16 protein-coding genes, 1 tRNA gene, 1 other RNA gene and 1 pseudogene are annotated in these 17,887 nt (G+C 69.7%); 9 read left to right on the top strand and 10 right to left on the bottom strand.

The genetic code is table 11. The features are described from left to right. Positions 1 to 819: 819 nt before the first annotated feature. Both AB0N22_RS14220 and AB0N22_RS14215 read right to left on the bottom strand, forming a co-directional pair. Positions 820 to 1,998: pseudogene (locus AB0N22_RS14220) on the bottom strand (DNA polymerase III subunit gamma and tau); the annotation flags it as partial. A 69-nt stretch (positions 1,999 to 2,067) separates the two neighbouring features. Continuing rightward, entirely contained in the window at positions 2,068 to 3,225 is a 1,158-nt protein-coding gene (locus AB0N22_RS14215; protein ID WP_364641370.1) for a hypothetical protein, read from the bottom strand. A gap of 12 nt (positions 3,226 to 3,237) precedes the next feature. Here AB0N22_RS14215 and AB0N22_RS14210 point away from each other — a divergent pair, with 12 nt between their 5' ends. Next, positions 3,238 to 3,432: a hypothetical protein gene (locus AB0N22_RS14210; RefSeq protein WP_364641368.1), complete on the top strand. Its 195-nt coding sequence runs from the start codon at positions 3,238 to 3,240 to the stop codon at positions 3,430 to 3,432. On the opposite strand, the gene AB0N22_RS14205 is transcribed toward AB0N22_RS14210, so the two are convergent. Then, positions 3,424 to 4,101 carry a GntR family transcriptional regulator gene (locus AB0N22_RS14205; protein WP_364641365.1) on the bottom strand — a complete coding sequence of 226 codons (678 nt, stop codon included), beginning with the start codon at positions 4,099 to 4,101 and terminating at the stop codon, positions 3,424 to 3,426. The genes AB0N22_RS14210 and AB0N22_RS14205 overlap by 9 nt on opposite strands. Positions 4,102 to 4,235: 134 nt before the next feature. Here AB0N22_RS14205 and AB0N22_RS14200 point away from each other — a divergent pair, with 134 nt between their 5' ends. Continuing rightward, positions 4,236 to 4,958, top strand: a complete 723-nt coding sequence (locus AB0N22_RS14200; protein WP_364641362.1) for an alpha/beta hydrolase — start codon at positions 4,236 to 4,238, stop codon at positions 4,956 to 4,958. A 53-nt stretch (positions 4,959 to 5,011) separates the two neighbouring features. Here AB0N22_RS14200 and AB0N22_RS14195 read toward each other — a convergent pair whose 3' ends face one another. Then, entirely contained in the window at positions 5,012 to 6,001 is a 990-nt protein-coding gene (locus AB0N22_RS14195) for an alpha/beta hydrolase (protein ID WP_364641359.1), read from the bottom strand. 49 nt (positions 6,002 to 6,050) lie between these two features. On the opposite strand from AB0N22_RS14195, the gene AB0N22_RS14190 reads away from it, so the two are divergent. The 3 genes from AB0N22_RS14190 to AB0N22_RS14180 all read left to right on the top strand — a co-directional run bounded on the left by AB0N22_RS14190 (position 6,051) and on the right by AB0N22_RS14180 (position 9,773). Further along, positions 6,051 to 7,367 (top strand): threonine/serine exporter family protein, encoded by a 1,317-nt coding sequence (locus AB0N22_RS14190; protein WP_364641356.1) that lies wholly within the window; start codon positions 6,051 to 6,053, stop codon positions 7,365 to 7,367. Between the two features lie 89 nt (positions 7,368 to 7,456). Beyond that, positions 7,457 to 8,635 carry an acyl-CoA dehydrogenase family protein gene (locus tag AB0N22_RS14185; RefSeq protein ID WP_364641353.1) on the top strand — a complete coding sequence of 393 codons (1,179 nt, stop codon included), beginning with the start codon at positions 7,457 to 7,459 and terminating at the stop codon, positions 8,633 to 8,635. 1 nt (position 8,636) lies between these two features. Further along, the gene (locus AB0N22_RS14180) at positions 8,637 to 9,773 is read left to right on the top strand and encodes an acyl-CoA dehydrogenase family protein (protein ID WP_364641350.1); all 1,137 of its coding nucleotides are present in this window, start codon (positions 8,637 to 8,639) and stop codon (positions 9,771 to 9,773) included. Between the two features lie 33 nt (positions 9,774 to 9,806). Here AB0N22_RS14180 and AB0N22_RS14175 read toward each other — a convergent pair whose 3' ends face one another. Then, on the bottom strand, positions 9,807 to 10,484 hold the full coding sequence (locus tag AB0N22_RS14175) for a TetR family transcriptional regulator (protein WP_364641347.1): 678 nt from the start codon (positions 10,482 to 10,484) through the stop codon (positions 9,807 to 9,809). An 83-nt stretch (positions 10,485 to 10,567) separates the two neighbouring features. Between AB0N22_RS14175 and AB0N22_RS14170 the strand changes: the two genes are divergently transcribed. After that, the gene (locus AB0N22_RS14170; protein ID WP_364641344.1) at positions 10,568 to 12,208 is read left to right on the top strand and encodes an MFS transporter; all 1,641 of its coding nucleotides are present in this window, start codon (positions 10,568 to 10,570) and stop codon (positions 12,206 to 12,208) included. A 63-nt stretch (positions 12,209 to 12,271) separates the two neighbouring features. On the opposite strand, the gene ffs is transcribed toward AB0N22_RS14170, so the two are convergent. Beyond that, an RNA gene (gene ffs / locus AB0N22_RS14165) (signal recognition particle sRNA small type) lies at positions 12,272 to 12,368 on the bottom strand. Between the two features lie 92 nt (positions 12,369 to 12,460). Here ffs and AB0N22_RS14160 point away from each other — a divergent pair. Next, positions 12,461 to 12,545: transfer RNA gene (locus AB0N22_RS14160), tRNA-Ser, on the top strand. Positions 12,546 to 12,743: 198 nt separating this feature from the next. On the opposite strand, the gene AB0N22_RS14155 is transcribed toward AB0N22_RS14160, so the two are convergent. From AB0N22_RS14155 to AB0N22_RS14140, 4 genes are read right to left on the bottom strand one after another with little or no spacing between them, the layout of a single operon-like run. Then, positions 12,744 to 13,247 (bottom strand): hypothetical protein, encoded by a 504-nt coding sequence (locus tag AB0N22_RS14155; protein WP_364641342.1) that lies wholly within the window; start codon positions 13,245 to 13,247, stop codon positions 12,744 to 12,746. A 9-nt stretch (positions 13,248 to 13,256) separates the two neighbouring features. Then, a complete protein-coding gene (locus tag AB0N22_RS14150) occupies positions 13,257 to 15,086 on the bottom strand; it encodes an alpha/beta hydrolase (protein ID WP_364641339.1) in 1,830 nt (609 codons plus the stop codon). Between the two features lie 16 nt (positions 15,087 to 15,102). Next, a complete protein-coding gene (locus AB0N22_RS14145; RefSeq protein ID WP_364641336.1) occupies positions 15,103 to 15,552 on the bottom strand; it encodes a hypothetical protein in 450 nt (149 codons plus the stop codon). Next, positions 15,549 to 16,079, bottom strand: coding sequence for a hypothetical protein (locus tag AB0N22_RS14140; RefSeq protein WP_364641333.1), 531 nt, complete (start codon positions 16,077 to 16,079; stop codon positions 15,549 to 15,551). The genes AB0N22_RS14145 and AB0N22_RS14140 overlap by 4 nt, the downstream gene beginning before the upstream one ends. A gap of 160 nt (positions 16,080 to 16,239) precedes the next feature. Between AB0N22_RS14140 and AB0N22_RS14135 the strand changes: the two genes are divergently transcribed. Together AB0N22_RS14135 and AB0N22_RS14130 are read left to right on the top strand one after the other, a co-directional pair. Then, complete coding sequence (locus AB0N22_RS14135; protein WP_364641330.1) at positions 16,240 to 16,593, top strand: YciI family protein; 354 nt, start codon at positions 16,240 to 16,242, stop codon at positions 16,591 to 16,593. Beyond that, complete coding sequence (locus AB0N22_RS14130) at positions 16,590 to 17,837, top strand: RNA polymerase sigma factor (protein ID WP_364641327.1); 1,248 nt, start codon at positions 16,590 to 16,592, stop codon at positions 17,835 to 17,837. Before AB0N22_RS14135 ends, AB0N22_RS14130 begins: the two co-directional genes overlap by 4 nt. The last annotated feature ends 50 nt before the right edge of the window (positions 17,838 to 17,887 follow it).

The following is a 17,887-nucleotide window of genomic DNA, read 5'->3' as shown; positions in this document are numbered from 1 at the left end:
AGGTCGAGGCGCCTGCGGCCGAGGCCGTGGTCAGTCGGTGCGGGACTCGTCAATGACCTGCGCCCCCAGCTCCCTGGTCAGGAGGTCCTCGGGATCGATGTCCTCCTGCTCGACGACGGGGTCGTCGCGGGTCGCAGTGGCATCGGGGTCCTCGCGCGCCTCCGGCGTGACGGGCTCGCGCAGCGCCTCGCGCACCGAGTCCGGGGCGCCCACGCCCTTGCGTGGTGCGGCCGCCGGGCTGGGGTCGGCCGACGCCGGCTCGTCCGGACCGCTGGTGCCGGGTCGGGCGCTGGGGTCGACGATCGCCTCGATCTTCCAGGTGACCCCGAGCACCGCGTGGAGGGCCTGCTGGACGTACTCCTCGGAACGGCTGTTGATGAACGAGTCGCGGGCTCCCGCGTTGACCAGCGCGATCGTCAGGGTCGTCCCGTCGAGGCCGGTGACCTGGGCGTTCTGGCTGAGCATGACCCACGCGAACCGGCGCAGGTCGCGGATCTTGTCGAGGATCTCGGGCCACAGGCGGCGCACGTCGGCGATCGTCAGCGAGCCGGTCGACGCGGCCTCCGCTGGGGGTGACGTTTGGGTCGCGTCGGGGCGGCGAGTCGCGGCCGGAACGTCACTCTCAGCGGGGTTCTCTTGGATCGGCTGGGGGACGGGGGTGGGCTCCTCGGCGACCGGCTCGGCGACGGGAGCCGGTTCAGCGGCGACCGGCTCGGCCACGGGAGCCGGTTCGACGGCGACGGGCTCGGCCACGGGAGCCGGTTCGACGGCGACCGGAGCCGCGGTGGCGGGTGCCGCCGGTGCAGCGGGGACCGGGGACACGCCGCCGTCGATCGAGAGGCGGCGCTCGAGACGGTCGAGGCGGGCCTGGAATCCCTGGGTCGAGTTGTCGGAGCCGGGCACGAGGATGCGGGCGCACATCAGTTCGAGCAGGAGGCGCGGCGCCGTGGCCCCGCGGAACTCGATGAGGGCTGCGTTGACGATGTCGGCGGCGCGGGTCAGCTCGGACGGACCGAAGTTGCTGGCCTGGCTGAGGAGCCGCTCGGCGCGGTCGCCCGGCACGTCGAGCAGGCCCTTGGACAACGCGTCCGGCACCGCGGCCACGATCACGAGGTCGCGGAGCCGCTGCAGGAGGTCCTCGCCGAAACGTCGCGGGTCCTGACCGGTCTCGATGACCTTGTCGACGACCCCGAAGACCGTCGAGCCATCACTGGCCGCGAAGGCGTCGATCGCCTCGTCGAGCAACGAGTCGGGCGTGTAGCCCAGCAGCTGCACCGCCAGGTCGTACGTCACGCCGTCGGGGCCGGCACCGCCGAGCAGCTGGTCGAGGACGCTCAAGGTGTCACGCACGGAGCCCTGCCCCGCGCGGACGACGAGCGGCAGCGCGTTGGGCTCGAGCTTGACCTGCTCGGACTCGCACAGCTGCAGGAGGTAGTCGCCGAGGGTCTTGGGCGGCACCAGCCGGAACGGGTAGTGATGGGTGCGCGACCGGATCGTGCCGATGACCTTGTCGGGCTCGGTCGTCGCGAAGATGAACCGCAGGTGCGGCGGCGGCTCCTCGACGAGCTTGAGCAGGGCGTTGAAGCCCTGCGGCGAGACCATGTGGGCCTCGTCGATGATGTAGACCTTGTAGCGGCTGCTGACGGGGGCGAAGAACGCCCGCTCGCGCAGGTCGCGGGCATCGTCGACACCGCCGTGGCTCGCGGCGTCGATCTCGATGACGTCGATGCTGCCCGGTCCGCCGCGGGCCAGGTCGCGGCAGCTCTGGCAGTCGCCGCACGGATCGGCGATCGGCGCCTTCTCGCAGTTGAGCGCACGGGCGAGGATGCGGGCGCTCGTGGTCTTGCCGCAGCCTCGCGGGCCGGAGAACAGATAGGCGTGGTTGACCCGGTTGGCGGCCAGCGCGTGGCGCAGGGGCTCGGTCACGTGGTCCTGCCCGATCACCTCGGCGAACGTCTCCGGCCGGTAGCGGCGATACAGGGCAAGGGGGGCATCCACGACCTGAACTCTATAGACCCGGTACGACCATGACGAGACGGTCGTACCGGGCCTGTCGAGACGGCGCGATCAGCCGACCTTCTGGAACGGCGTCGGCACGGTGCCGGTCCACCGGTAGAGGTCCAGGACGCCGGTCTGCTTCGTGACGCCGTCCTGCTTCACCGATGTGCCGGAGCCGCGGTAGAACAGTCCGTCGCCGAGCGACACCAGCCCGTAGGACGCGTCGAACGTCCAGCCGAACGTCGTCGACCGCGGGTCGTACGATCCCTCGCGCAGGAGCGACAGGTGCTCGCCGGTCTCGGGCTCGGCCTGCCCCGCCACCAGAGCCTCGTACGGCCGGCGGTGACCGTCGATGATGAACAGCGAGTGGTTGGGGAAGGTCGGCTTGGCGCCCGGATAGACCGCGGCGAACCAGTTCCCGCTCGCCTCGTCGTACTCGAGGTTCTGGATCCCGTAGCGGGTGTTGCCGGTCCGGACGAAGAACTTGCCGTCGACCTCGGCCGGTCCGCTGCGGTGCGGCGCGTCCTCGTTGAGCGGGCGCTCGAGGCGGCCCCACCGGGACGTGTCGAACTCGAGGATGACCTGGTTGTCGTTGTCGACCCGGTCGACGTTGGAGTACACGCCGTAGGCGACCTTCAGGGTCTGCTTCCCCGACGTCTTGCCGAAGGCGGGACCGAACGCGACGCCGTCGATGCCGCTGGAGCCGTAGCGGTGGTCGGGCGTCGTCGCGGTGTCGCCGTCGAAGACGCCGTTGCCATCCATGTCGGCAGTGAAGTCTTCGACGACCTCGGACAGGTGCACGGTCGTCATGACGCCGTCGGCCTCGGCGTCCATGCCGATCCGGTCGATCTTGCGCGGGTCGAAGATCGCGATGTAGAACGCCTTCTGCGCCTTGTACTCCAGCGATCCGTAGACCCGGCCGTCCCGGGGGTTGAGGTCGAGGTCGCCGAGATGGCCCGTCAAGCCCTGGACGGTGCCGAGGACCTTGCCCTGGAGGTCGGTGCGGACCAGCTGCTGGGTGAATGACCAGTAGATCTCGCCGCGCTCCCGATCGACCGCGGCGCCCTGCAGGTGACTGGTCGGCCAGGCGCCACCGTCGATGCGCTCAGGCAGCGGGGTGGATGGACGGGCGGGGCGATCGGCTTCGGCGGCCGGCGCCAAAGCGAGGCCGGCGAGGACGAGCGCCGCTGCCGCGGCGAGACGGACGGATGGGCTGGTGCGTGACATGCGATCTCCCCGATGGATGGACGTGGTCGCGCGGCTGGCGACGGCACGAGCGCACCGCACCTGCTCGACGCGACGGCGACCTCGACCCGAACCGGTGTTGAACGCTGCGTGACGCTGGCGGTGCAGGGCGAGGACGGCATCCACCACATGACTCCACGCACCCCGTCCGACGCTGAGAAGGCGTCGGCGGGCGAGCTCTCAGCCTGACGACTCGGGGGGCGAGGACTGGTCGTCGGCGTCCACCGGGAGGCTGTGCCAGATCTCGAACGCCACGGACGCGGCGCGCCCCGCGTCCCCAGCCGCGATGTGGTCGATCAGCTCCTCGTGCAGCGTCACCGATGTGTGCCCGTCCGCACGGAACCGCAGCTTCTCAGCGCGTCGTACGACGGGGTCGAACTGCTCGAGGACCGCGACGAGTGCCTGGTTGCCCAACGCCGCGACGGGAATCCTGTGCAGCTCCTCGTCCGCGTCCAGAGCCCTGGCGACGTCGCCAGCCTCGACGGCCTCGGCGAAGCGACGGTTCGCGTCCCGCATCCGTTCGACGTCGCCCTCCGAGAGGCGACCGGCGATCTCACGCGCGGCGAGCTGGTGCATGGCAGCGACGACGTCTCGCGCGTCCTGCAGGGCCCGCGTGTCGATCTCGCTCACGGTCGTCGACCGCCCCGGTAGAGCCACGACCAGCCCACTCGCCGCGAGCCGCAGGATCGCTTCTCGGACGGGGGTCCGGCTGACGCCCAGCCACGAGGCGAGCTCGCCGTCCTTCAGCTGCTCGCCCGGCAGGAAGCTGCCGTCGACGATGGCGTCACGGAGGCGGCGGTACACATCGTCCCTGAGCAGCGTGCGATCGACGACGGGGGCATCAACGGGAATCGGCATGTCTCATCTTGCACACACGACACCCTCTATGGCCACATTCAACATACTTTGTCTAATATATTGCACATCGCACATCACATTTAGTACGCTTGGAGGACACGCCGCTTCCGCGGCCCCAACGAGAGGTGGATCCGATGAGCAGCTCCCCGCACGAGATCAAGAACGTCGTCCTGGTGCACGGCGCATTCGCCGACGGCGCAGGATGGCGCAGCGTGTACGACCACCTGACGAGCCAGGGCTACCGCGTCACGATCGTGCAGAACCCGCTCACCTCGTTGGAGGACGACGTCGCAGCGACCACCCGGGTCCTCGACCTGCAGGACGGGCCGACGATCCTCGTCGGCCACTCGTGGGGCGGCACGGTCATCACCGAGGCGGGCGTCCACCCGGCTGTCGTCGGGCTGGTCTACGTGGCTGCCCTGGCGCCTGACGAGGGTGAGACCACGGCTCAGCAGTACGAAGGCTTCGCCGCGACACCCGACTTCGTCATCGACGTCGGCGACGACGGTTTCGGCTTCCTCAACCGCGACGCGTTCAAGGGCGGATTCGCCCACGACCTCGACGACGCGGATGCTGCCTTCCTGCGCGACTCACAGGTGCCGATCGACATGTCGGTCTTCGGCACTGTGGTGAAGAACGCCGCTTGGCGGGACAAGCCCACCTGGGCCGTCATCGCGACCAAGGACAAGGCGTTCGACCAGGCCATGCTCCGGCACATGGCCGAACGCATGGACGCCGACATCACCTACGTCCCGGGGAGCCACGCGCTCTACGTGTCCCAGGCCGACACCGTTGCCGACACCATCAAGGCCGCAGCGCACAGCGCCTCGAGCCGGGAACATCAGCCCGCTCGGTGACGCGCCCCGGCCGGGGCCGGTTCACCTCCCGCGCACCGGCCCCGCGGCGGCGCTCACGCCTGGCTGACGAGCTCCTTGACGCGCAGCCAGCTGTCCACGGCGTCGTACGCGGCGCGGCGCGGTTCCGCCAACGAGATGAACACGTCGTGCTTCGCGTCGGCGATCGGCATGACGGTGACCTGGTCGCCGAGGCACCCGGACCACCGCGCGATCTGCTTGACGTCGAGCACGGCGTCGGCGGTCGCGACGTCCTCGCTGAACCGACGGGCGAAGCGGGTGCGCGTCGAGCGCAGGACCAACGAGGGCACGCCGATGTCGAGTCCCTTGTGCAGCGCCGCGTGGCCGCGGCGGATCGCGGTCAGCCAGCCGTACGTGACGGGGAAGCCCTCGAGCGGCTTGAACGCCGTGTTGAAGTCCCACTCGCCGTTGGCGCTGACGTGCAGGCTGCTGCCGTACGCATCGGTGTGCGGCAGCTTGATGATCGACTTCGGCTTGAACCGGGCGGCCGCGGCGATCGCCTGCGTGCCGACAGTGCGCATCCAGGGCGCGCCCTGCAGGTCGAACCACGGGCTGTTGAGCACGAGACCCGTGATCCCCGCGCCCTTGGTCCCACCGGGCTGCTTGTTGAGCCGGTGGAGCCACAGGGCCAGGACCAGTCCCCCCGTGGAGTGGGCCGACAGCAGGACGGGCTTGCCCCCGGTTTCGTCGCGGATGATCTCGAGCGACCCGTCGAGCTCGGCGTCGTACAGCGCGAGGTCCGAGACGTAGTGACCCGTCTGCCCCTCGCGTCGGGAGCGGCCGCACTTGCGCAGGTCGAGCGCGTAGAACGCGAATCCCCGCTCGGCGAAGAAGTCGGCGAGCTCGCGCTGGAAGAAGTAGTCGCTGAACCCGTGGACGTAGAGGATCGCGTTGTCGTACGACTCGCCGGGCGTCCGCCGCACCAGGGTGGCCTCGATCTGGCCCTCGCCGTCAGGGTCGTCGCCGAGCGGGATCGTGCGCTGCTCGTATCCCTCGCCCAGCTCGTCGGGCACCCACTCGGTCATGCACCACTCCTCGTTTGGACAGGGACGTCGGGTCCAACAGTATGGGACGGTGACCGAGACACGTGAGATCCAGCGGACGCTCGACCTGGCTTTGCGTCTCGGCGAGATGCTCCTGACCAACGGAGCCGGTGCCGCTGACGTGACGGCGACGATGTCGTCGGTCGCGCACCACCTGGGGCTGCGGCAGTCGCTGGTCGACGTGACGTTCACGACGGTCCAGATGAGCTATCAGGCCTCCCCCGACGATCCTCCCGTGACGGCGATACGGCACGTCCGGCAGCGGGAGACCGACTTCGACGACCTCACCCGGGCCGATCACCTGGTGCGCGACCTGCTGGCGGACGAGATCGACGCCGACGAGGCCCGCATCCGGCTGGCGCAGATCGCGTCGACGGGGCACCGCACGCCGCGCTGGGCCGTGACGCTGAGCTGGGGCGCCATCGGCGCGGGCATCGCGATGCTCATCGGCGGTGACTGGGTCGTCACGGTCATCGCGACGATCGCGGCCATGGGGCTCGAGATCCTGCAGCGCTACCTCACCCGTCTCCGCCTGCCGTTCTTCTACGCCCAGGTGGCCGGCGGACTCTTCGCCTCGCTCCTCGCAGTCGGCGCCGCGGCCGTCGACATCCCGGCGGATCCTTCGCTCGTCATCACGGCGAGCATCGTCATGCTGCTGGCCGGCCTCGGGTTCATCGGCGCGATCCAGGACGCCTTGACGGACTTCTACATCACCGCAGGGGCGCGCATCCTCGAGGTCCTGATCTCGACGGCCGGCCTGATCGCCGGGATCAGCGGCGGGCTCACGGTCGGCCGGCTGCTCGGCGTCGACATCGCGCTCGACCCGGGGGCGTCCGGGCTCTCGCAGTTCCCCCTCGTGGTCGGCGGGGCGGCGTTGAGTGCCGGTGCCTTCGCCTTCGCAGGGTACGCACCGAGCCGCGTCCTGCTGCCCATCGCCGCGATCGCCGGTGTAGCCGCAGGGATCTACCTGCTCCTGGCCGAGAACGACCTCGGCCGCGCCTGGCCGGCGGCGATCGCCGCGATCTTCATCGGCGTCGTCAGCTATGCCGTCGCCGGCTGGGCCCAGGTGCCCCCGCTCGTGATCGTCGTCTCCGCGATCGTCCCACTGCTGCCCGGCCTGTCGATCTATCGCGGCCTCTCCCTGCTGGGCGCCGAGGACTACAGCGGGATCCTGCAGATGATCACGGCTGCGGCGATCGCGATCTCGCTGGCCGCCGGCGTCATCCTCGGCGAGTACGTCGCCCAGCCGTTGCGCCGCGAGGCCCGCCGCCTCGAGCACCGCCTCGCCGGACCTCGCCTGGTCGGCCCGCTCCGCGCCCGCGCCGTGCGGAAGGTCAAAGGGAGCTAGCCAGAAAAACATGCACTCGATGTGAATATTGTTTGCCGTGACACTAGACTCGCGGTGCGCCGCGTGGCGCGAACGCCGAGGAGTCGTACATGAAGCTTCAGCTGTCAGACGAGGATGCCGCCTTCCGCGAGGAGATGCACACCTTCTTCACGACGCAGATCCCCCAGCACGTCCGCGACACGGTCGCCGCACGACGCGAGCTCAGCAAGGAGCAGTTCGTCGAGTCGGTGCAGGCCATGAACGCCGCCGGGATCGCGGTGCCCAACTGGCCCGTCGAGTGGGGCGGCAAGGACTGGACCCCGCTCCAGCGGCACATCTGGCACGAGGAGATGCAGCTCGCGTGCGTACCGCCGCCGCTGGCGTTCAACGCCTCGATGGTCGGGCCGGTCATCGCCGCCTTCGGCTCGCAGGAGATCAAGGAGCGCTTCCTGCCCAAGACCGCCAACCTCGACATCTGGTGGTCGCAGGGATTCTCCGAGCCCGATGCAGGGTCGGACCTGGCGTCGCTGCGCACGACCGCGGTGCGCGACGGTGACGACTACGTCGTCAACGGCCAGAAGACGTGGACGACCCTCGGCCAGTACGGCGACTGGATCTTCACCCTCGTCCGTACGGATCCTTCGGTGAAGAAGCAGGCCGGCATCTCGTTCCTGCTGATCGACATGACCTCCCCCGGCGTCACCGTCCGCCCGATCGAGCTCATCGACGGCGGGCACGAGGTCAACGAGGTGTGGTTCGAGAACGTCCGCGTGCCGGCCGAGAACCTCGTCGGCGAGGAGAACAAGGGTTGGGACTACGCGAAGTTCCTCCTCGGCAACGAGCGCGTCGGCGTGGCACCGGTGGGCTCGACCAAGCGGACGCTGTCCCAGGCCAAGGAGTACGCCATGACGGCCGGTCCGGGTGGCACCTCGCTGCTCGACGATCCGCTGGTGGCCGCACAGATCGCGGACCTCGAGAACGAGCTGCTCGCCCTCGAGCTGACGGCCCTGCGGGTCGTCGCCAACTCTGCCGACGGCAAGCCGCACCCCGCCTCGTCAGTTCTCAAGCTGCGCGGCACCGAGCTGCAGCAGGCCGTCACCGAGCTCTTCGTCGACCTGGCCGGGCCTCTCGCCCTCGCCTCGGGAGCCGGCGAAGGATCGGACGTCCCGGACCTGGCGCGCGTCGCGACGCCCAACTACCTCAACTACCGCAAGGCTTCGATCTACGGCGGTTCCAACGAGGTGCAACGACAGATCATCGCCGGCACGATCCTGGGACTGAGGGGCTGACATGGACTTCCAACTGGACTCCGAGCAGGAGGCCCTGCGCGACGCCGTCCGCGGGCTGCTGGCCAAGGCGTACGACACGTCGGAGACCCGGCGTGCGGTGACCAAGCAGGACCCGGGCTGGAGCGACAAGACCTGGCAGCAGCTCGCCGAGATGGGTGTCCTCGGGCTGCCCTTCGCCGAGGACGACGGCGGCATGGGCGCCGGGCCGGCCGAGGTCGCGATCGTCGCGGAGGAGATCGGACGGGTCATCGCACCCGAGCCGTTCGTCGAGGCCGTCGTGCTCGCCGGCGGGTTGATCGCCGCGGCGGGCACCGCCGAGCAGCGCTCCGAGGCCCTGGGCGCTCTCGCCGAGGGGACGCTCGTGCCGGCGTTCGCGCACACCGAGCCGACCTCGCGCTACGAGCTCACGGCCACCGGCGTCACGGCGACCTCCGACGGAAACGCCTGGACCCTGAACGGGGTCAAGGAGCCGGTGCTGGGCGGCGCTCGCGCCGACCTGCTCGTGGTCAGCGCTGCCGTCGACGGCGGGACCGGCCTGTTCCTGGTGCAGCCCGACGCGGAGGGCCTCAGCCGTACGGGCTATGCCACGTTCGACGGCGGGCGCGCTGCTCGCGTCGCGTTCGACGGCACGCCTGCCACACCCTTGGGCGAGACCGAGGCGGACCAGTCGGCCGTCATCGCGGCGACCGTCGCACGGGCCCAGATCGCGTACGGGCACGAGGCCCTCGGGGCGATGGACACCGCGCTGCGCACGACGACGGACTACCTCAAGACGCGCAAGCAGTTCGGCGTGCCGCTCATGACGTTCCAGGCGCTCACGTTCCGCGCCGCCGACATGTACGTGTCGCTCGAGCTCGCGCGCAGCACCGTCACCTGGGCAACGCTGGTGCTGCTCGACGGCGGCGACGCGACCGAGGCCGCGTCACGCGCCAAGCTGCAGGTCAGCAAGGCCGGACGGCACATCGGCCAGGAGGCGATCCAGCTGCACGGTGGCATCGGCATGACGGCCGAGTACAGCGTTGGCCACTACACGAGCCGGCTCACGGCGATCGACCACGCGCTGGGCGACGGACGGCACCACCTCAACCAGCTCGTGTCGAGCCTCGGCGACCACACCGTCGTCGATCCCCTGCCCTGACCCCGCCCGCGCCGGGCGGTGACGTGTCACCGCTCAGGCTTGGGTGAGGATCTTCGCGTCGGCCATGACGCCGGCGACGAAGATGTCGATGCCGTCGGCGTAGTACTCGTCGGAGTCACCGCACTCGATCATCGAGTCAGCGGCAGCACGCAGCCGGGGATAGCGTTCCGCGGGGAGGCCCTGGATGAACGACCGCTTGGCCTCGAGGACGGCGACGCGATCCTCGGGCTTGACCCCCACCTCGGCGCCGGGCTCACGGCTCACGAGCGTCAGCGAGATCTGCATCGCGTAGTGCGCGATGGCCGCCGACCTCTCGATGTCGAACCCCGCGAGGGCGAGCTTGTCGAGGAAGCGCTCGGTGAGGTCCAAGCCGTTCTCTCCGTACATGAGCCGCTGGGCCATGAGAGACGAAGCGCTGGGGTGCGCTCGCATGGCGTCGATCAGCGACGTCATCGCCTCGCGGAGGTAGACCTCCAGCGGCAGGTCGGCGGCCGGCAGCGTGACCTGGGAGACGACGGCATCGCCGACGGCCGCCAGCAGCGCCTCCTTGTTGGCGAAGTGCCAGTAGAGCGCCATCGGCGTGACACCGAACGCATCGGCGACCTTGCGGACCGTCAGCGCCTCGAAACCCTCGGCGTCGACGATCGCGAGCGCCCGATCGACCAACGCCTCACGACTGAGTGAGCTCTTAGCGGCCTTCTTCGACGTCATGTTGACAACTGTACGTCATATAGTGTCCTATATCTAGTACATGTACGCCGTATAGTTGGCGCACCGATTCCCGAGGAATGCCCATGACCACCACCGCTCCGCCTCCCGCCTCCCCGGCCTCCCCGGCGCCCGATGTCGTCGCGACCGAGAGCCCAGCACGTCTGGGATGGGCCCTGGTGCTCATCTCGATCGCTCAGCTCGTCGTCGTGCTCGACGCCACGATCGCCACGATCGCCCTGCCGTTCATCGGTTCCGACCTCGACATCGGCTCAGCCAGCCTCGCCTGGGTCGTCACCGGCTACTCGCTCGCCTTCGGCGGGCTGCTGCTTCTCGGCGGTCGTCTCGGCGACATCTTCGGCCGCCGTCGCATCTTCGTGATCGGCCTCACGGTGTTCGCCGTGGCGTCCCTGTTGGGCGGTCTGGCGACGAACGAGGGCCTCCTGCTCGGCGCCCGCGGGCTGCAGGGCTTCGGTGCCGCACTCGCCTCCCCTGCCGCCCTGGCCTTGATCGCGACGACGTTCCCGGCCGGACCCGCGCGCAACCGCGCCTTCGCCGTGTATGCCGCGATGTCGGGTGTCGGTGCCGCCGTCGGCCTGATTCTCGGTGGCTGGCTGACCGGCCTCGACAGCGCGTTCGGTGTCGAGATGAGCGGCTGGCGCCTCACGTTCCTCATCAACGTGCCGATCGGCCTGGTCGCCGCCGCTCTCGCCCCGCGGTTCCTCAAGGAGTCCGACACACAGCTCGGGCGACTCGACATCCCGGGCGCCCTCACCGGCACCCTGGGTCTGCTCGGGCTCGTCTTCGGCCTGACCCGCGCCGGCGAGGAGGCGCACGGCTGGGGCGACCAGTGGACGATCGCCTCGCTCGTCAGCGGCGTCGCCCTCCTGGCTGCCTTCGCCGTGATCGAGAGCCGCGTCGAGCACCCCCTCCTGCCGATCCGCATCCTGCAGAACCGCACCCGCGCCGCCAGCTTCCTCGTGATGATGATCATCCCGGCGGCGATGTTCTCGATGTTCTTCTTCCTGAGCCTGTTCATCCAGCAGGTCGTCGGCTACAGCTCGCTGCGTACCGGGTTCGCGTTCCTGCCGTTCTCGGTCGGCATCATCGCGGGCTCGGTGCTGTCCTCGAACCTCGTCAACCGGTACGACGCGCGGTTCATCGCCGGCACCGGCGCGCTCCTCGGCTCGATCGCGCTCTTCGGGCTCTCCCGGCTCGATGTCCCCGACTCGGCGAGCACCATCGTGTCGACCCTCGCGGCCGGCGGCCACCTCGGTGCCGACGTGAGCTACTGGGCATCGATCTTCCCGTTCGTCCTGCTGCTCTCGTTCGGGATGGGCCTCGTGTTCGTCCCGATGACGCTGACCGCCGTCCATCACGTGCGTGACGAGGACACCGGCATCGGCTCGGGCGTCCTCAACACGATGCAGCAGGTCGGCGGTGCCCTCGGACTCGCGATCCTGAGCACGGTGTCCCTGCAGTTCACCAGCAGCCGGGCGGACGAGCTGGGACCGCAGCTGGCCCAGCAGGCCGGCGACCGGTTGACTCCGGAGCAGCTGGGCTACGCCAGCTACCTCGGCTCGTTCACCGACGGAGCCACGGCGGCGATCCTCGTCGGCGCGATCCTGATGCTCATCGGCGCGATCGTGGCGTTCATGTTCATCGACGTCAAGCACGACGAGCTGGCCACCGATGGGCCGGACGGCGTGCCGGTGCACATCGGCTGATCGCCCAGTACCGGGACGGGTGCGTCGACCTGCGGGTCGGCGCGCCCGTCGGCGTCCCGGGCATGAAAGGACCCCTCGCGCACCCGACAGAGGTCACTGACCCTTGCTGCCTTCCGGCCCTGGGGGAGTTGGGTGATGTGTCGCCGCGCGAGGGGCTGACGTCCATCATACGGAGCGTCTTCGTACGCCCTCAAGGCGGGCGCAGGCGTACCGATTCGTCGGCAGTCGGGCCGGACCGGTAACCTCGTCCGCGGAGGATTCGCATAGTGGCCTAGTGCGCTCGCTTGGAAAGCGGGTTGAGTGAAAGCTCTCAGGGGTTCGAATCCCCTATCCTCCGCCGAAACGCGAGGAGCCAGTTTCAGTCTGGAAGGTCAGACTGGGCTGGTTCTTCTGCGTATCGACCCGGCGGAGGCTTGCCGCCGCCCGCGAGATCAAGGCTCGTTAGACCACAGCCCCGACCATCCTGACCCGGCGGAGGCTTGCCTCCTCGTGAGATGCAGGCTCGCTCGACCACACACCCGCAAGCGCACACGCGTCAAGGCAGCGACAGGCCGAGATCGTCGCGCGGCTTGTCGGTGAGCTCCCGGATCGTGTCCTTCGACAGGTCGAGGCAGCCACTCGTGACCGACAGGTTGATGCCGCCAGCCCCGAAGCGAGCGCGCAGGTCCAGCCCGTCCTTGGCAGCCTTGACCAGCTCGCTGGACGACGTGCCCACCTTCCAGCCGGCTGACGTGAGAGCTGACTCGATGAGCTGGGGATACTGCGACGAACCGACATTGGTCTGGGTCACCGCCACCTCAGCGACGTACTCGGCACCGGAAGGGCTCGGTTCCATCCCGCAGATGGACCATGCACCGCCACCGGTGCTGGAGTAGCTCAGCGCCTCGACGGCCTTGCCGATCAGGGGGAACACCTCGGCCGCGGCCGCGCGCGTGACCTCGGCCCGCTCGTCCGGGCGCGCATCGGGCTCGTCCGACCCACCACACCCCGACAGGCTCAGGATCATCATCACGACCACCACGACCTTCATTCGTCCCATGTCTTTCCTTCAGTCGAGCGGGTTGAGCCAGCTGCCGGCATCCTCGGCACGGTCCCAGGCCCAGCCTGCACCGTCACTGATCTTGTCACCGGTCCACTCAGCACCCTCCCAGACCTTCTCCCCGCCGGAGACCAGCGACGAGCCCGTGGCCAAGGTGTCCAGGGTCTGATAGCTGCCCAAGGTGCGCCCGTCGACCTCGTCCGGTCGCGCGCCGGCGACGACGTCGGCCATGGCGTCGAGCGACGTCGAGTCCTGGTTGAAGTACGACGAGTGGTTGTCGAGCAGGTCCTGCACTCGGTAGGAGCCGGGATCGACCTCGAACCGATGCGCACCGAAGTCGGCCTGTGACGGATCGTGGCCGAGCGCGCCAAGGCCGGGGCCGCCGAGCAGCGTGACGGGGTCGTAGTCGGCCGATCCGACGTAGACGTTGCCGTCTGCCATGAGATCGGTGGCGTGGTCCGCCGAGCCGGTGCCGGGACTGCCGATGAGCACCATGTCGTCCACCGGAAGGACCTGGTCGGTCGCCGCGTGGGAGACCGTCGTCGAGCCGTAGCTGTGCCCGATCGCCGTGAAATGTGCCTGCGATCCCTGGTCGCTGGCGCGCAGGCCGGTCACGAAGTCGGCGAACCGTTCCCCGCCGTCCGTCGCCTTGTCCTGCGTGGCCACCTGCAGGAAGTCCAGCGGGTTGTCGGTCATGCCGTCGGCACTGCTGGGAGCGTCGTAGTCGATCCAGGTGATGGCGGCGACGCTGCGGTCACCGTTCTTCTCGTCGGCCAGCTGCATCAGCCGCTCCATGCTGTCCATGTTGCCGCCGAGCGACGTGGCCTCGGAGGTCAGGCCCGGCACGAACGACGTCACGTCGTCAGCCGTGTCCGGGTTGCCCAGGCTCATCGCGACGCCTCCGTCGCCCTCGAACGCATCCGGCCGGAAGATCAGCAGGAAGGCGTCGTTCTCACCGGTGTCGGGGTTGATCCGGTCCTTATAGCCGTCGAGGGTCTTCTGGGCGTCCCTGGCGTTCTCCAGCCGGTCCTCCTCGCGGTCCGTCAGCTGGCCGTCCTTCTCCCGTTCGGTCAGGTTGTCGATGTCGCTGAGCATCGACGTGCGGTTGGCCTCGTCCCGGTCGGCCGACGGTATGCCGCCGGCGTTGCCGACGAGCTCCGGGGAGTGGATCATGAGCGCCTGCTTCTGGGCCTCGCTCAAGGTCGCCCACCACGCCGCCACGGCCTCGGGGTCGCCTGCGTCGACCTTGTCCTGGAGCCGGTCGGCCAGCGCAGCGGCATCCGGTCGATCGGGGTCGGCCGCGGCCTTGTCACCCTCGGCCACCGTGTCGACGGCCTGCAGGGCGCGGATGACGGCAGCGTCGGCGGCGTCCTGGTCGGCGTTCCAGCTGTCGACCCTGCCCTGGAGCGCCGCGACCTGGGACTCCAGCTCGGCGTAACGCGCCTTGAGGGCTTCCTGCGCCTCGGCGTCCTCCTGGTCCGAGGCAGCCACGTCCGCGTCGTAGGCGTCGACCTTCCGGTTGAAGGCGCTGACCTCCTCGACCAATGTCTCTCGCCGGGAGAACAGCTTCTGCAACGTGTCGTCGAACGCGTCCATGGCCGTGGCCGCCTGGCCCAGTGCCGCAACCGCGGAGTCGAGGTCGCCGGAGATCTGGGTGAACTGGTTCTCCGCCGCGTCCGAGGCCGACCCCTTCCACCCTGCCGGCGCGCCGCGGGAGGCCATGGCCTCCTGGGAGTCGCTCACGCTCTCCCCGACGGCACGAATCCCGTTGGCGACGGTCGAGGCGCTCTCGGGCATCGTGCGCAGCGCATCAGGCGGCGTCACTCGTGTCAGCGTCATGCCATCCCCCTCGACATCACGGCGTCGGTGTGGGGGTCGGCGACGGACCGGGCGACGGGGTCGGTGGCTCCGGAGCCGAGTCGGTCGGCGGTGTCGGCGGCGGCCCCGGCTCGGGTGTCGGGACCAGGCCAGGCGGCGAGCCGAGGGGGTCCAGGGTGCTGTCGCGGTAGTCGAAGGGAAGCAGCGCCCGCATCCGCTCATAGGCGGCGTCGTCGATCGTCGTGTAGGACGTCACGGCGTCGCTGAGGCTGTCAGCGTGGGACTGGGACCTGGTGGCGATCCTCTTGATCTCGTCGACCCAGCGCTCCCGGAACGTCCCGAACGCCGCCGCGACGCCCGCGTCCATGGGCGAGCCGGAGGTGCCGTGCAGGCGACGCCAAGCGCCGTCGAGCCCGTCCGCCGCACCGTCCCACACCGAGGACGCAGCGGAAAGGATCGTGTAGTCGACCTCCGTGCCGCCGGTCATCGACGTGCCTCCTTGTCGAGGGACACCAGGTCGTGCGGTGCGACCGGGACGACGGGGCCTGCGAGGGTGAGCTGGGTGGCCGCCCGTCCGCTGCGTGCGTCGAGGTCGATCCACCCGTTGGTGGCCATCAGGTGCGGGCGCTGCTCGTCGCCGGCCGCCTCGACGGCCCACCCACGATCGTGCAGCTCGCGGGCCAGGCGGCGAAGCAGCTCGAGACCCGCCTCGCCGCCGGCCTCGCGAAGTGCCTTCTCGACCACGTACGCGTGACCGCCCGCGGTCCCGCGCCAGGTCTTGGTCGGCTCCGGCAGGTTCGCCGGGAGCACATGACGGATCGAGTCGTACGCATCGTCCACACCCCGCTCGATCAGACGTGCCTGCTCGAGCGCGATCGTGGGCTCGACGCCCGGCTCAGGCCGGTCGAGCGGCGATGGCCCGTCGAGGACGATCAGGTCGATGTCCGGGTGACGCCGGCGCACCACGTCCCAGAACGGGTCGTTCGCGACAACGTCTCTTCCCCCGTCAGACATGCCACCGACCGTACCCGGACACCCCAGCCACGGCCAGGCCGGACGTCGACCGGGCATGGAATGTTCAGGCAAGGTGCGCCAAGGTGTCGTATCGGCCCCGGTCTGTTCGTGGTGAAGGTAGAGGCAGCCGGACGGCGGCCACCGACGAAGGGACCCTGACATGACGCAGTACATGCTCTCCGTGCACGCGACCCCCGAGACGTACGACATGCCGCTCGAAGAGGCGCAGCCGATGTACGACGCCACCGAGGAGTTCAACCAGAAGCTCATGGCCGAGGGGTCCTGGGTCTTCGGCGGAGGGCTCGAGCGCATCGAGTCGGCGACGACCGTCGACGGAAGGGGCAGCGACGTCATCGTCACCGACGGCCCCTACCTCGAGACCAAGGAGTTCCTGGGTGGGTTCTGGGTCATCGAGGCTCCCGACCTCGACGCCGCGCTGAAGATCGCGGCCGAGGGCTCCAAGGCCTGCGGCCACTCCGTGGAGGTCCGACCCTTCCAGGTCGAGCCCGAGTGACCCCACCCGCGGACCTGCGCGCGGAGATCGATCGGATCTACCGCGAGGAGTACGGCCGGGTGATCGCGTCGCTCGCCCGCCGATTCGGCGATCTCGACATCGCCGAGGACGCGGCCGGAGAGGCCCTCCTCACCGCGATCGAGCGCTGGCCGGTCGACGGCGTCCCGCCCAACCCGGGCGGTTGGCTGACGACCACGGCCGGCAACCGGGCGATCGACCGCCTCCGCCGCGAGTCCCTGCGTGACACCAAGCACCAGGCGGCCATGATGATCAGCGACGACACCCCGCACGAGGCGACCGGGCCGGTCGAGGACGACCGGCTGCGGCTGGTCTTCACGTGCTGTCACCCTGCGCTCGCTCCCGAGGCTCGAGTCGCACTGACCCTGCGACTCCTCGGAGGGCTGACGGTCGGGGAGATCGCTCGCGCGTTCCTCGTCCCCGAGACGACCATGGCCCAGCGCATCACCCGGGCGAAGGCCAAGATCAAGTCCGCGCACATCCCGTTCCGCGTCCCGGACCACGACGACGTGACCGACCGGCTCGGCGGCGTGCTCGCGGTGATCTACCTGGTGTTCAACGAGGGATACCTCGCCGGTGCCGGCGACGATCCCGTCCGGGTCGAGCTGACGGACGAGGCCATCCGGCTGGGCCGCATCGTGCGACAGCTCGTCCCCGACGACGGCGAGGTCGCCGGCCTGCTGGCGCTGATGCTGCTGAGCGATGCGCGCCGCCACGCCCGGTTCGCCGGAGGCGAGCTCGTGACGCTCGACGAGCAGGATCGCAGTGGGTGGGACCGTGAGCTGATCGCCGAGGGGCACACCCTCGTCCGCGAGTGCCTCGCCCGCGTCGCGGCGACGTCGACGCACCCCGGGCCGTACCAGCTCATGGCTGCGATCAATGCCGTGCACACCGCCGCCAAGGACGCCCGCGACACCGACTGGACGCAGATCGTCGCACTGTACGACCAGCTGTACGCCCTCTCGCCGAGCCCCGTCGTCGCGCTCAACCGTGCCGTCGCCGTCGCCGAGCTCGACGGGCCCGACGTCGCCCTCGCGATTGTCGACTCGCTCGACCTCGACGGCTACCACGCGTGGCACGCCACGAGGGCCGACCTGTTGCGGCGGCTCGGCCGCAGCAGCGAGGCGCGCACCGAGTACGACGCGGCGATCGCCGCGACGCAGAACCGCGCCGAGACGGCCTACCTGTCGCGTCGCCGGGCCCACCTCGTGCCGTCCGAGGGCTGAATCCGCTCACAGCAGAATCTCGGCAGCCCGTCGAGGGATGTGCCTACGCT

This window comes from Aeromicrobium sp. NPDC092404, from assembly GCF_040684095.1.
Classification (GTDB): domain Bacteria; phylum Actinomycetota; class Actinomycetes; order Propionibacteriales; family Nocardioidaceae; genus Aeromicrobium.
Note: the sequence above shows the minus strand (reverse complement) of the source record. Positions and strands in the feature narration are given on the sequence as shown.